At 72.1% G+C, this 12,769-nt stretch carries 11 protein-coding genes; 7 read left to right on the forward strand and 4 right to left on the reverse strand.

Annotated elements, in window-relative coordinates; genetic code table 11:
* The first annotated feature begins 9 nt into the window (after positions 1-9).
* The 3 genes from dusB to ppdK all read left to right on the forward strand — a co-directional run bounded on the left by dusB (position 10) and on the right by ppdK (position 5,254).
* Entirely contained in the window at positions 10-1,155 is a 1,146-nt protein-coding gene (gene dusB, locus ACWDYF_RS04315) for a tRNA dihydrouridine synthase DusB (protein WP_389467180.1), read from the forward strand.
* 162 nt (positions 1,156-1,317) lie between these two features.
* Entirely contained in the window at positions 1,318-1,845 is a 528-nt protein-coding gene (locus ACWDYF_RS04320; protein WP_389467176.1) for a hypothetical protein, read from the forward strand.
* A 661-nt stretch (positions 1,846-2,506) separates the two neighbouring features.
* Entirely contained in the window at positions 2,507-5,254 is a 2,748-nt protein-coding gene (gene ppdK / locus ACWDYF_RS04325) for a pyruvate, phosphate dikinase (protein ID WP_389467172.1), read from the forward strand.
* A gap of 201 nt (positions 5,255-5,455) precedes the next feature.
* Here ppdK and ACWDYF_RS04330 read toward each other — a convergent pair whose 3' ends face one another.
* Positions 5,456-6,229, reverse strand: a complete 774-nt coding sequence (locus ACWDYF_RS04330; protein ID WP_381743328.1) for a PepSY domain-containing protein — start codon at positions 6,227-6,229, stop codon at positions 5,456-5,458.
* A 298-nt stretch (positions 6,230-6,527) separates the two neighbouring features.
* Here ACWDYF_RS04330 and ACWDYF_RS04335 point away from each other — a divergent pair, with 298 nt between their 5' ends.
* The 3 genes from ACWDYF_RS04335 to ACWDYF_RS04345 all read left to right on the forward strand — a co-directional run bounded on the left by ACWDYF_RS04335 (position 6,528) and on the right by ACWDYF_RS04345 (position 9,608).
* Positions 6,528-7,790: an ABC transporter substrate-binding protein gene (locus ACWDYF_RS04335; RefSeq protein ID WP_389467168.1), complete on the forward strand. Its 1,263-nt coding sequence runs from the start codon at positions 6,528-6,530 to the stop codon at positions 7,788-7,790.
* A gap of 89 nt (positions 7,791-7,879) precedes the next feature.
* Complete coding sequence (locus tag ACWDYF_RS04340) at positions 7,880-8,782, forward strand: carbohydrate ABC transporter permease (protein WP_381743930.1); 903 nt, start codon at positions 7,880-7,882, stop codon at positions 8,780-8,782.
* Positions 8,775-9,608, forward strand: a complete 834-nt coding sequence (locus ACWDYF_RS04345; RefSeq protein ID WP_018570698.1) for a carbohydrate ABC transporter permease — start codon at positions 8,775-8,777, stop codon at positions 9,606-9,608. Before ACWDYF_RS04340 ends, ACWDYF_RS04345 begins: the two co-directional genes overlap by 8 nt.
* Before the next feature lie 27 nt (positions 9,609-9,635).
* Here ACWDYF_RS04345 and ACWDYF_RS04350 read toward each other — a convergent pair whose 3' ends face one another.
* On the reverse strand, positions 9,636-10,421 hold the full coding sequence (locus ACWDYF_RS04350) for an SDR family NAD(P)-dependent oxidoreductase (protein ID WP_389467166.1): 786 nt from the start codon (positions 10,419-10,421) through the stop codon (positions 9,636-9,638).
* A gap of 165 nt (positions 10,422-10,586) precedes the next feature.
* A complete protein-coding gene (locus ACWDYF_RS04355; protein WP_381743333.1) occupies positions 10,587-11,168 on the reverse strand; it encodes a TetR/AcrR family transcriptional regulator in 582 nt (193 codons plus the stop codon).
* 125 nt (positions 11,169-11,293) lie between these two features.
* Here ACWDYF_RS04355 and ACWDYF_RS04360 point away from each other — a divergent pair, with 125 nt between their 5' ends.
* Positions 11,294-12,076: a sulfite exporter TauE/SafE family protein gene (locus ACWDYF_RS04360; RefSeq protein WP_026253007.1), complete on the forward strand. Its 783-nt coding sequence runs from the start codon at positions 11,294-11,296 to the stop codon at positions 12,074-12,076.
* 25 nt (positions 12,077-12,101) lie between these two features.
* Here ACWDYF_RS04360 and ACWDYF_RS04365 read toward each other — a convergent pair whose 3' ends face one another.
* A complete protein-coding gene (locus ACWDYF_RS04365) occupies positions 12,102-12,722 on the reverse strand; it encodes a class F sortase (RefSeq protein ID WP_389467162.1) in 621 nt (206 codons plus the stop codon).
* Positions 12,723-12,769 lie beyond the last annotated feature (47 nt).

Genomic DNA, 12,769 nt, shown 5'->3' on the forward strand with positions numbered 1-12,769 from the left:
AATGAATGAATGCCCATGCCCGAGTCCCCCCTCCAGATCGGTCCGCACACCGCGGCGCCGCCGGTCGTCCTCGCTCCGATGGCCGGGATCACCAACGCCCCCTTCCGCACCCTGTGCAGGGAGTTCAGCGGCGGCAAGGGCCTGTTCGTCAGCGAGATGATCACGACCCGGGCCCTGGTCGAACGCAACGAGAAGACCATGCAGCTGATCCGGTTCGACGCGAGCGAGCGGCCGCGTTCGATCCAGCTGTACGGCGTCGACCCGGCCACCGTCGGCAAGGCCGTCCGCATGATCGCGGAGGAGGGCCTCGCCGACCACATCGACCTGAACTTCGGCTGCCCGGTCCCCAAGGTGACCCGCAAGGGCGGCGGCTCGGCCCTGCCCTTCAAGCGCAACCTGCTGCGCGCGATCCTGCGCGAGGCGGTCAGCGGTGCGGGGGACCTGCCGGTCACCATGAAGATGCGCAAGGGCATCGACGACGATCACCTCACCTACCTCGACGCCGGCCGCATCGCCGTGGAGGAGGGCGTCACCGCCATCGCGCTGCACGGCCGCACCGCCGCCCAGCACTACGGCGGCACGGCCGACTGGGACGCCATCGCGCGCCTCAAGGAGCACGTCCCGGAGATCCCCGTCCTCGGCAACGGCGACATCTGGTCCGCCGAGGACGCGCTGCGCATGGTCCGCGCCACCGGCTGCGACGGCGTGGTCGTCGGCCGTGGCTGCCTGGGGCGGCCCTGGCTCTTCGCCGACCTGGTCGCGGCCTTCGAGGGCCGTCCCGACGCGTTCGTGCGGCCCACGCTGCGTGAGGTCGCCGACGTGATGGTGCGGCACGCGACCCTGCTCGGGGAGTGGATCGGCGACGAGGCACGCGGTGTCATCGACTTCCGCAAGCACGTCGCCTGGTACCTGAAGGGCTTCGCGGTCGGCTCCGAAATGCGCAAGCGCCTTGCGATCACCTCCTCCCTGGCCGAGCTGCGCGGCGGCCTGGACGAGCTGGACCTCGACCAGCCCTGGCCCACCGGCGCCGACGGCCCCCGCGGCCGCACCTCCGGCAACAACCGCGTCGTCCTCCCGGACGGCTGGCTCAAGGACCCCTACGACTGCGCCGGCGGCATCAGCGAGGACGCGGAACTGGACACCTCGGGCGGCTGAGCGGCCCTGCGGGGAAGCGGTTGGGGTTGGGCTGCTGCGGCTGAGGTCGGGGCGGGGCCGCGGCCCGTCCTCCGGCCGCCTGATCCCGCTGCGCGAGGCGGTCGCGCAGGCGGCGGGAAGCGGTCTCGACAGCCGCGCCGGGCCGCGCCGACACTGGTCCGCGTGGCGGACAGCGCGTTGTGGGTAGCGGTGCTCACCGGCGGTACGGCGGTGCTGGCGAGCTGGGTGACCAACCTCGGCAACGTCCGTGCGGCCCGGACCCAGGCCCACACCGCGGCCCTCGCCCAGCACCGCGAGCGCGTACGGGAGGGGCGGCGGGCCGCCTACCTGGAGCTGCTGGGGCGGGCCCACGTCATGGGCGAGCTGTACCGCCGGGTCGTCGACGCGCACTTCCGGTACGGCGACAGCGACCCGTTCCTGGCCCGGGTCCAGGAACTACGCGACGAGATGCGCCAGGCGTACGACCCGCTGCTGCGCGCGGTCCGCGCCATCTCGCTGGAGGGCCCGGCCGGGGCTGCCGCATCCTCCAGGGCCGTGCTGGCTGCGGCCACCGAGGCCAGCCGTTCGCTGCACGACGTCTCCCTGGGCGAGGCGGGCGCCCGGCTGCGCTTCGACGCGGCACGGGAGGCGTACCTCGGCGCCCTGGACCGGTTCGCGGAGGCAGCGCGTACCGCGATGGAGGCGCCTTGAGCGGGCCCGTCGCAGCCCAGCCGCACCGAAAGCCCTGCCCCGGCCCCGGGTCGGGCCTGGCCCCCGCCCCGGGGCTTGTCCTGGGACCCGCTCCCGGCCCGTTCCGGTTCCCGGCCTGCTCCCGGCCCGGGTCTGTTCCCGGCCTCGGCCCGGCCTCCAGCCCGCCCAGACCCCTCACCCCGGCCTCCGCCCCGCCCCGAGCCGCGCCCAACCGCCGCTCCGTCCCCTCCCGAGCGCGCGCGAAGCGCGTCCCCAGAGCGGCCGGACATGCGGTCCGGGCGTCCGCATGGTGAAATCCGAGCGTGTGCGGCAGCGTGATTCTCGCCACCCTTGAGAGGGGTTTTGCTCAGATGAGCGGATCTTCGCCCGTCTGCACTTCTCCAAGGGGTGGCACTCGGTGCCACCCGGTGATCGTTCATCGATCGAAATCACACGTGCCCATAGCCGCTCACATGAGCGACTGGGAGGGTCTGTGAGCCGAGATCCGTTCAAGAAGTGAAAACATCCGGCCCTGACGACTTGCCAAGCCTTGACTTTCGATCCGCTGGCGGACCGCTGGTTACGGGCGCATGACGCACGAGTGGACGTACCCACAAGCCTTTGATCTGGGTATGTTCCTCGCCGTCAGGGCAGCCACCGCGTCCTCGAGGAGTCGAGACCCGTGTCGGAAAACAAAGATCTCCAGGTACCCGCGCCGGGCGGGAGCGTTGAGGGCGTGAAGTTCGTCTACGACTTCACCGAGGGCAACAAGGACCTCAAGGACCTGCTCGGCGGCAAGGGCGCGAACCTCGCCGAGATGACCAACCTGGGGCTCCCCGTCCCGCCGGGCTTCACCATCACCACCGACGCCTGCAAGGTCTACCTGGACAGCGGCGAGGAACCGGCGGCCCTGCGCGACGAGGTGAGTGCGCACCTCGACGCGCTGGAGCAGCGCATGGGCAAGAAGCTCGGCCAGGCCGACGACCCGCTGCTGGTCTCCGTGCGCTCCGGGGCGAAGTTCTCCATGCCCGGCATGATGGACACCGTCCTGAACATCGGGCTCTCCGACAAGTCCGTCCAGGGCCTGGCCAAGCAGGCCGGCGACGAGCGGTTCGCGTGGGACTCCTACCGCCGCCTCATCCAGATGTTCGGCAAGACCGTCCTCGGCGTCGACGGCGACCTCTTCGAGGACGCGCTGGAGAAGGCCAAGGAGACCAAGAAGGTCGCCGTCGACACCGAACTGGACGCGGCCGACCTGAAGAAGCTGGTCACCAAGTTCAAGAAGATCGTCAAGACCGAGGCCGGCCGCGACTTCCCGCAGGACCCGCGCACGCAGATGGACCTCGCGATCAAGGCCGTCTTCGAGTCCTGGAACGGCGACCGCGCCAAGCTCTACCGCCGCCAGGAGCGCATCCCGCACGACCTCGGCACCGCCGTCAACGTCTGCTCGATGGTCTTCGGCAACCTCGGCCCCGACTCCGGCACCGGCGTCGCCTTCACCCGCGACCCCGCCTCCGGCCACCAGGGCGTCTACGGCGACTACCTCCAGAACGCCCAGGGCGAGGACGTCGTCGCGGGCATCCGCAACACCGTGGCGCTCGCCGAGCTGGAGCAGATCGACAAGAAGTCGTACGACCAGCTCATGCAGATCATGGAGACCCTGGAGAACCACTACAAGGATCTCTGCGACATCGAGTTCACCATCGAGCGCGGCCAGCTCTGGATGCTCCAGACCCGCGTCGGCAAGCGCACCGCGGGCGCCGCCTTCCGCATCGCCACCCAGCTCGTCGACCAGGGCCTGATCGACGAGGCCGAGGCGCTCCAGCGCGTCACCGGCGCCCAGCTCGCCCAGCTGATGTTCCCGCGCTTCGACGACGGCGCCAAGGTCGGCCAGGTCGGCCGGGGCATCGCCGCCTCGCCGGGCGCCGCCGTCGGCAAGGCCGTCTTCGACTCGTACACCGCCGTCAAGTGGTCCCGCTCGGGCGAGAAGGTCATCCTGGTCCGCCGGGAGACCAACCCCGACGACCTGGACGGCATGATCGCCGCCGAGGGCATCCTGACCTCCCGCGGCGGCAAGACCTCGCACGCGGCCGTCGTCGCCCGCGGCATGGGCAAGACCTGTGTCTGCGGCGCCGAGGACCTGGAGGTCGACACCAAGCGCCGCCGGATGACCGTCCCCGGCGGGCACGTCGTCGAGGAGGGCGACGTCATCTCCATCGACGGCTCCTCCGGCAAGGTCTACCTGGGCGAGGTCCCGGTGGTGCCCTCCCCGGTCGTGGAGTACTTCGAGGGCCGGATGCACGCGGGCGCCGACGACGCCGACGAACTCGTCCAGGCGGTCCACCGCATCATGGCCTTCGCCGACCGCAAGCGCCGCCTGCGGGTGCGCGCCAACGCCGACAACGCCGAGGACGCGCTGCGCGCCCGCCGCTTCGGCGCCCAGGGCATCGGCCTGTGCCGCACCGAGCACATGTTCCTCGGTGACCGGCGCGAGCTGGTCGAGCGGCTGATCCTCGCCGACACCGAGGCCGAGCGCGAGGAGTCCCTCAAGCAGCTCCTGCCGCTCCAGAAGAAGGACTTCGTCGAGCTGTTCGAGGCGATGGACGGCCTGCCGGTCACCGTGCGCCTGCTCGACCCGCCGCTGCACGAGTTCCTGCCCGACATCACCGAGCTGTCGGTCCGCGTGGCCCTGGCCGAGTCCCGCCAGGAGCCGCACGAGAACGAGCTGCGCCTGCTCCAGGCCGTGCACCGGCTGCACGAGCAGAACCCGATGCTGGGCCTGCGCGGCGTCCGCCTCGGCCTGGTCATCCCCGGTCTGTTCACCATGCAGGTGCGGGCCATCGCGGAGGCCGCCGCCGAGCGCAAGGCCGCCAAGGGCGACCCGCGCGCCGAGATCATGATTCCGCTGGTCGGCACCGTCCAGGAGCTGGAGATCGTCCGCGAGGAGGCCGACCAGGTCATCGCGGAGGTGGAGGCGGCCACCGGGACCCGGCTCAAGCTGGCGATCGGCACCATGATCGAGCTGCCGCGCGCCGCGCTCACCGCCGGGCAGATCGCCGAGGCCGCCGAGTTCTTCTCCTTCGGCACCAACGACCTGACCCAGACCGTGTGGGGCTTCAGCCGCGACGACGTGGAGGCGAGCTTCTTCACCGCGTACCTGGAGAAGGGCATCTTCGGGGTGTCGCCGTTCGAGACGATCGACAAGGACGGCGTCGGCTCCCTGGTGAAGTCCGCCGCCAAGGCCGGCCGCGCCACCCGCCCCGACCTCAAGCTCGGCGTCTGCGGCGAGCACGGCGGCGACCCGGAGTCCGTCCACTTCTTCCACGAGGTGGGTCTGGACTACGTCTCCTGCTCGCCGTTCCGCATCCCGGTCGCCCGGCTGGAGGCGGGCCGCGCGGCCTCCGGCTCGGAGGGCAGCGACCACCGGTAGAGCCGGTGACCGCCGGTCACGCGCCGGCGCCGCAGATCCCGGAGTCCTCGTCGTGGTCCCCGACCCTCACTACCGATTGCGACGAGGACTCCGGTCCCCACAGCGAAACAGCGAAACAGCGAAAGCGAAACAGCGAAGGGGCGGCGTCCTGTGCGGGGACGCCGCCCTTCCCGTGTCCGGCTCCGCACGGCCGGCGGGTGCTCAGTCCTGGTCGGTGTGCTCGCGCGCGATCTTGCCGCTGGCCGCGTCGACGTCGTACGTCGTCTTCTTCCAGTCCTTCGTGTCGACGACGTCGACGGCCCAGACGAGCTTGCCGTCGCTCTCGTCGAGCATGGCGCCGGTGACGGTGCCCTTCTTCTTGTCGGTGGCGGCCTTCACGGCCTGGGCGGGGCTCTGCGTGGCCTTGCGCAGCCGGTCGGCCACCTTGCGGCGGTCGTCGGCGCTCTGGCCGGGCTGGGCCTGGTTGCGGAAGACCTTCCCGTCGGCCGCGTCGACGTCGACCATGTGGACCGTGCCGTCGGCGGCGGCGACCTTCGCCTGCCACTCGGGGGAGCCGGGGGAGGGGGCCGGGGCGGGCGAGGACGGGCTCGCGGTGCCGGGGCTCGCCGTACCCGGGCTCGCCGTGCCGGGACTGGCGGTGCCCGGCGACGCGGAGTTCTCCTGCGAGGCGGCCTTCAGCTCGATCCCCATGAGCTTGCCCCCGGACACCTCCTTCACGGCGGTGCCGGCGGCCTTGTCCCAGCTCACCTTGGTCTTGGAGACCAGGTCCCGGCGCTGCATCTGGTCCTTGGTCAGCGAGGCGGTGGGCGAGGGCGAGGCGGTGTCGGTCGGCGAGGCGGTCGTGGGAGCGGCCTCGGCCGCCTCGGCCTGCGACCCGGTCGTGGTCGAACAGGCGGTCATCAGCAGGGCGGAACCGCCCAGAGCGCAGATCGCGACGATCGTGCGGAGGGGCGGGATACGAAGCGCAGTGGTCATAGCACTGTCAGTAACCCCCGCACCGGAACATGACACCGACCCGCCGCCGAATCCACCCCAATGGCCCCGCCCGTCACCGGCCCGGCCGTGTACGCCGTGCGGGTGCGCCGGGCGGGTGCGCGCCGCGCGGCGGGGCTGGCCGAAACGGTCCTCTTGACGCGTACACACCGCTGCAACGCTCCTGTCGTAATCGCGGCGCATGGTTGATCGTTGGGCCGTGCGCGGCGGGTGTGCGGCCGCGTGACAGGGCATACGGCACCGGGCACAGGTGCGGGGACACGAACGCCAGGGGGCGCAGATGACCATCAGCCGCAGAGCACTGCTCGCCGCCGGGGCCGTCGCGGGCGGCGGACTGCTGACCGCCTGCGGCGGCAACACCGGGCGCGGGGACGGGGGCGGCGGCTCGGGACCCGCGCTGTCGCAGTGGTACCACCAGTACGGCGAACCGGGCACCGAGCAGGCGGTCAAGCGGTACGCCGCCGCGTACGAGAAGGCGCGCGTCACCGTGCAGTGGCGGCCGGGCGACTACGACCGGCAGACCGCCGCCGCCCTGCTGACCGACTCCGGACCCGACGTCTTCGAGGTCGACGGGCCCACCCTGGACCAGATCCAGGGCGGCCAGGTCGCCGACCTCACCGCCCTGCTCGCCGGGGTCGAGGACGACTTCAACCCGGCGGTGCTCGCCCCGAAGAAGTACGACGGGAAGATCTGGGGCGTCCCGCAGGTCGTCGACATGCAGATGCTCTACTACCGCAAGAGCCTGCTGAAGGACGCCGGTCTCGAACCGCCCGGCACCCTCGACGCGCTCGTCGACGCCGCGAAGAAGCTCACCACCAGGAAGACCAAGGGCCTCTTCCTCGGCAACGACGGCGGCGCGGGCGTCCTCGGCGGAACCCCCCTGTACGCGGCCGGACTTCAGCTCGTCACCGACGACGGCAGGCCCGGCTTCGACGACCCGGCCGCCGCCCGCGCCCTCGCCAAGATCCACCGGCTCTACGCCGACCGGTCGCTGCTGCTCGGCGCCCCCGCCGACTGGTCCGACCCGTCCGCCTTCCTCCAGGGCCTGACCGCCATGCAGTGGTCCGGGCTGTGGGCGCTGCCCCAGGTGCAGAAGGAACTCGGCGACGACTTCGGCGTGCTGCCGTTCCCGAAGGACGGCCCGGCCGGACGGCCCGCCGTGCCGGTCGGGGCGTACGCCGCCGCCGTCAGCGCCCGCAGCCGCAACCGGGAGGCCGCCGAGGCGTACGTGAAGTGGCTGTGGGTCGAACGCACCGACGACCAGGAGGACTTCGCGCTCTCCTACGGCTTCCACATCCCGGCCCGGATCTCGCTGGCGAAGAAGGCCGCCAAGCTGCGCACGGGCGCCGCCGCCGAGGCGGTCCGCCTCACCACCGACCACGGCCACGCCGAGCCCCTGCTGTGGACCCCGGCCGCCCGCACCGCCTACCAGGACGCGCTGAGCCGGATCATCAAGGACGGCGCCGACCCGGACGCCGAACTGCGGTCGGTGCTGCGGAAGGTGACGGCCGAACTCGACCGCGTACGGAACAGGAAGCCGTGAGCAGCCGTACGGTGGCCGGGCCCGCCACGGGCCCCCGGACGGACGGCGGCCGCGCACCGGGCGACCGCACGGCGGCGGCCCGCCGCAGCCTGACCCGGCGGCGCACCCTGTGGTTCTGGGTGTTCGTCGGGCCCTTCGCCGCCGGGCTCGTCCTGTTCACCTACGTCCCGCTGCTGTGGAGCGTCGGCCTCAGCTTCTTCGACGCGCACAACACCGTCACGCCCACCCGCTTCGTCGGCCTCGGCAACTACACCGCGATGCTGTCGGACGGCGCCTTCACCGGCAGCCTGCGCACCTTCCTGCTGTTCACCGCGTTCATCGTCCCGGCCACCTACGTCCTGTCCCTGGCGCTCGCCCTCATGGTCAACCGGGTGCGCCGGGCACAGGCGTTCTTCCGGTCGGTGTTCTTCCTGCCGGCCGCGTGCAGCTATGTCGTGGCCGCGCTGATCTGGAAGATGTCGATCTTCAACGGGGTCCGGTTCGGTCTGGCCAACACCGTCCTGGACGCCTTCGGCGCCGAGCCGGTGGCCTGGCTGTCCACCACCCACCCGCCCTGGTACTGGCTGGTCATCGTCACCGTACGGCTGTGGCTCCAGGCAGGCTTCTACATGATCCTCTTCCTGGCCGGGCTCCAGCGGATCGACCCGGTGCTCTACGAGGCCGCCGCCGTGGACGGCGCCCGCCCCGGACGGCAGGTGCTGCGCCACATCACGCTGCCCCAACTGCGCGCCACCTCCGTCGCGGTGGTGCTGCTCCTCGTCGTCAACGCCTTCCAGTCCTTCGACGAGTTCTACAACCTGCTCTCCGACGCCCGCGGTTACCCGCCCTACGCCCGTCCGCCGCTCGTCTACCTCTACTACACCGCCCTCGGCCAGGGGCAGAACCTCGGCACGGGCAGCGCGGGCGCGGTGATCCTCGCCCTGATCATCGCGGTCGTCACGGTGGGCCAGGCCCGCTGGTTCGGACTGGGAAGGACGGATGCCGATGGATGACGCCCTGGTCCGGGCCGGGCGGGCGCTGCGCCTCGTGCTGCTGATCGCGCTCGCCCTGCTCTTCCTGGTCCCCTTCTACCTGCTGGTGCGCAACGGCCTGTCCAGCGAGCAGGACATCACCTCGCCCGACTGGACGTTCTTCCCCTCCGAGCTGCGCTGGGGCAACGTCCGCGAGCTGTTCGACGACACCTCCGTGCCGTTCGCGCGCTCGCTGCTGAACTCCGCGCTGATCGCGGTCGCCACCACGCTCGGCACCCTGGTCCTCGCCTCCCTCGCGGGCTACGGCCTGGCCCGCATCCCCTACCGGCACGCGAACAAGGTCTTCTACGCCGTCCTGGGCACCCTCATGGTCCCGGCGGCCGTCACCTTCGTGCCCAGCTTCGTGCTGGTGTCGTCGCTGGGCTGGATCTCCACCCTGCGCGGACTGATCGTCCCCACCCTGTTCTCCGCCTTCGCCTGCTTCGTCTTCCGGCAGTACTTCCTGGGCTTCCCGCGCGAGCTGGAGGACGCCGCGCAGGTCGACGGGCTCGGCTACTGGCGCACGTACTGGCTGATCGTCGTGCCGAACGCCCGGCCGGTGTTCGCGGCCGTCGGCACGATCGTCTTCCTCGGCGCCTGGAACTCCTTCCTGTGGCCGCTGGTCATCGGCCAGGACCAGAGCGCCTGGACGGTCCAGGTCGCCCTGTCCTCCTTCACCACCGCCCAAGTGGTGCGGCTGCACGAGCTGTTCGTGGCCGCCGCCGTCTCGATCCTGCCGCTGCTCGTGGTGTTCCTGTGCTTCCAGCGGTGGATCGTGGCGGGAGTGGAGCGCTCCGGGATCGACTGACCGGCGGCACCGGCCACGGCGTCACCGTCACAGCGAGCCGCCGCTGTCCACGACGAGATCGGTGCCGACGAGCGAGGCCGCGTCGTCGGAGGCCAGGTAGAGGACGGCGGCGGCGACCTCCTCGGTGGCGGAGACCCGGCCGAGGGGGAGAGTGGCGCGGGCCCGCTCGGCGCGGCCCGCCTCCGTCTCGCCGGGGCGCAGCGACATCCCGGTGGCGGTCGCGCCGGGGCTGACCACGTTGACGCGGACGCCGTCGCCGATGTGGTCCAGGGCGGCGCCCCGGCTGAGCGCGGTCACGGCGGCCTTGGTCGCGGAGTAGGCGGCGGCGCCAGGCGAGGCCGTGTGCGGGCCGAAGGTGGAGGACACGTTGACGATCGCGCCGCCGGACGGCTGGGTCCGCATCCGGCGGATCTGCGCCTGGAGGGCCAGGTGGACGCCGGTGACGTTGACGGCGAGCTGGGTGTGCCAGTCGTCCTCGGGCAGGTCGGCCAGGGGGGTGCCGCCCCGGAAGACGCCCGCGTTGTTGACGGCGACGTCGAGCGAGCCGAAGCGGTCCACGGCGGCCCGGACCAGCGCCTCGGCGTCGGCGGCGCGGGAGACGTCCGCGGTCACCGCGAGCGCGGTGCCGCCCGCCTCCTCGATCAGCGCGACCGTCTCGGCCAGCGGCTCTGGGCGGCGTCCGGCGACGACGACCCGGGCGCCCTCGGCGGCGAACGCGCGGGCCGACGCGCGGCCGATGCCCGAGCCCGCGCCGGTGACCAGCACGGTCCGGCCGTCGAAGCGTCCGGAGGGCCTGGTGCTCTGGGTGGTCATGATCTCCCCTTTGGGCAGCTCTGGTGGGTGCGTCTTGGGTGCGTCTTGGGTGGCTCTGGTTGGTACGTCTTTATTTGACCGAACGGTTCAGTATGAAGGCCGAAGAAAAAGCCCCGCGTGCGAGGGGCCGGCGGGCCGGCGGGACGGCGGCGGGGCGGCGGGTCGTCAGCCGAGCAGGGCCAGGGCCTGTTCGGTCGCGTCGCGGACCCGGGCCGGGTCGCGGGTGGCCTTGCCCACCACCCGCATGCCCTGCATCAGCACCAGCAGCATCCGGGCCAGGGCGCGCGGATCGCGCCCGGCGTCCAGCTCGCCCTGGGCCCGCGCGCGGGTCAGCGCCGAGCCCAGCAGCGTCTCCAGGTAGTCCCAGCGCTGCTCGACGCGGCGCGCCGCCTCGGGGTCGTGCGGCGCCAGTTCGGCCGCCGTGTTCGTCACGAAGCAGCCGCACTCCCGCTGCTCCGAGGTGGCCTCGGCGGCGAACCGCCGGATCACCGCCCGCACCGCGGGCAGCGCGGGCCCCGGCCGGGACAGCTCCCGCAGCAGCACCGCGTCGCTGTTCTCGCAGTACCGGTCGAACGCCTTCAGGTACAGCTCGTGCTTGCTGCCGAACGTCGCGTACAGACTGGCGCGCCCGATGCCGAGGTGCGCCACGAGGTCCGCCATCGACGTCGCCTCGTAGCCGCGCCGCCAGAACAGCTCCAGGGCCGACTGCAACGCGGCGTCCGGATCGAATTCCTTGGTCCTGGCCACGGAGGGAGGCTAGCCCTTTCTGAAACGTACGGTCAAGTAAACGGCCGGTCGGGGCGAGGGGGACGGACCTCAGAAGTCGCTCAGATGCATGGATCATGCACCCGCCCCTGCCTAGGGTCGTGATCATGCCCGACATATCGCTGACCGTGGTCGCCCTGCTGTGTCTCGCCGCGCTCGCGGCGGGGTGGATCGACGCCGTGGTCGGCGGGGGCGGGCTGCTGCTGTTGCCGGTGCTGCTGCTGGGGCTGCCGGGATCCACACCGGCCGCGTCCGCGCTGGGCACCAACAAGGCGGTCGCGATCGTCGGGACGACCGGCGCGGCGGTCACCTACGCCCGCCGGGCACCCGTGGACGTGCGCACGGCGGTGCGCATCGGCCTCGCCGCGCTCGCCGGGTCCTGCGCCGGTGCCTTCTTCGCGGCCGGGATGAGCACCGATGTGCTCAAGCCGCTGATCATGGTGGTGCTGCTCGCGGTCGGGGCCTTCGTGATCCTGCGGCCCGCCTTCGGCACCGCCCCGGCGCCCGGCCCGGCCACCCGGCGGCAGATCCTGGCGGCGATCGGTCTGGCGGGCCTCGGCATCGGCTTCTACGACGGCTTCATCGGCCCCGGGACCGGTACGTTCCTGGTGCTGGCGCTGACCGCCGTCCTGCACCTGGACCTGGTGACCGCCTCCGCCACCGCCAAGATCGTCAACTGCTGCACCAACGCCGGTGCCCTGGCGACCTTCGCCTGGCAGGGCTCGGTGCTGTGGGAACTGGCGGCGCTGATGGCGGTGTTCAACCTGGCGGGCGGCATGCTGGGCGCCCGCACCGCGCTGAAGAAGGGCAGCGGCTTCGTCCGCGTCGTGCTGCTGACGGTGGTGTGCGCGCTGGTGGTGAACCTCGCCTACGAGCAGTGGGTGGCGTAGCGCGGCGGACCGCCTGCCCGCGGAGTCAGCGGCCGCTCGTCAGATGGGCGAAGACGACCACGTTGCCCTGGTAGCCGGTGGCCCGGGAGTAGCCGCCGCCGCAGGTGATCACCCGCAGTTCGGGGCGCTTTGCGGCGCCGTACACCTTCTGGTCCGGGAAGTCCTTCGCCGCGTACACCTCGATCGCGTCCACGGTGAACACCGCGACACCGCCGTCGCGGCGGTCCACCTCGATCACGCTGCCCTTCTTCAGCGCGCCGAGGTCGTAGAAGACGGCGGGGCCCTGGGTGTTGTCGACATGGCCGGCCACGATCGCGGTGCCGCGCTCGCCGGGGGTGGTCCCGGCCTCGTACCACCCGGCCAGGTTCTTGTCGGCGGCGGGCGGCACGGCGAGGCTGCCGGAGGCGGTGAGGCCCAGGCCCGTCAGGGGGGCGTCCACCCGGATCGAGGGAATACGGATCCGGGTGGGCGGGGAGGGCGGCAGCGCGGGCGCGCTCAGCCGCTCCTCGCCCGGGTCCGGGGTGCCCTCGGCCGCGGCGGGCTGGGGCGGGGCGTGCGTGGTGCCCTCACCGTGCAGCAGCCACACGCCGCAGCAGAGGCTGACGACGGTGACGGCGGCTATCGCACAGTCGCCGATCCTGCGCATGCGTACCCCTCTCCGTATTTCCTCGTGTCGGGGCGGGTCCTGCGGTC

It is taken from the genome of Streptomyces sp. NPDC003284 (genome assembly GCF_053589675.1).

What these genes read in the sequence shown, in the direction of transcription:
- ACWDYF_RS04345 (WP_018570698.1), top strand. Translation starts at nt 8,775, where the DNA reads ATGGATGACGCCCTGGTCCGGGCCGGGCGGGCGCTGCGCCTCGTGCTG.
- ACWDYF_RS04330 (WP_381743328.1), bottom strand. Translation starts at nt 6,229, where the DNA reads ATGACCACTGCGCTTCGTATCCCGCCCCTCCGCACGATCGTCGCGATC.
- ACWDYF_RS04350 (WP_389467166.1), bottom strand. Translation starts at nt 10,421, where the DNA reads ATGACCACCCAGAGCACCAGGCCCTCCGGACGCTTCGACGGCCGGACC.
- dusB (WP_389467180.1), top strand. Translation starts at nt 10, where the DNA reads ATGCCCATGCCCGAGTCCCCCCTCCAGATCGGTCCGCACACCGCGGCG.
- ACWDYF_RS04335 (WP_389467168.1), top strand. Translation starts at nt 6,528, where the DNA reads ATGACCATCAGCCGCAGAGCACTGCTCGCCGCCGGGGCCGTCGCGGGC.
- ACWDYF_RS04360 (WP_026253007.1), top strand. Translation starts at nt 11,294, where the DNA reads ATGCCCGACATATCGCTGACCGTGGTCGCCCTGCTGTGTCTCGCCGCG.
- ACWDYF_RS04365 (WP_389467162.1), bottom strand. Translation starts at nt 12,722, where the DNA reads ATGCGCAGGATCGGCGACTGTGCGATAGCCGCCGTCACCGTCGTCAGC.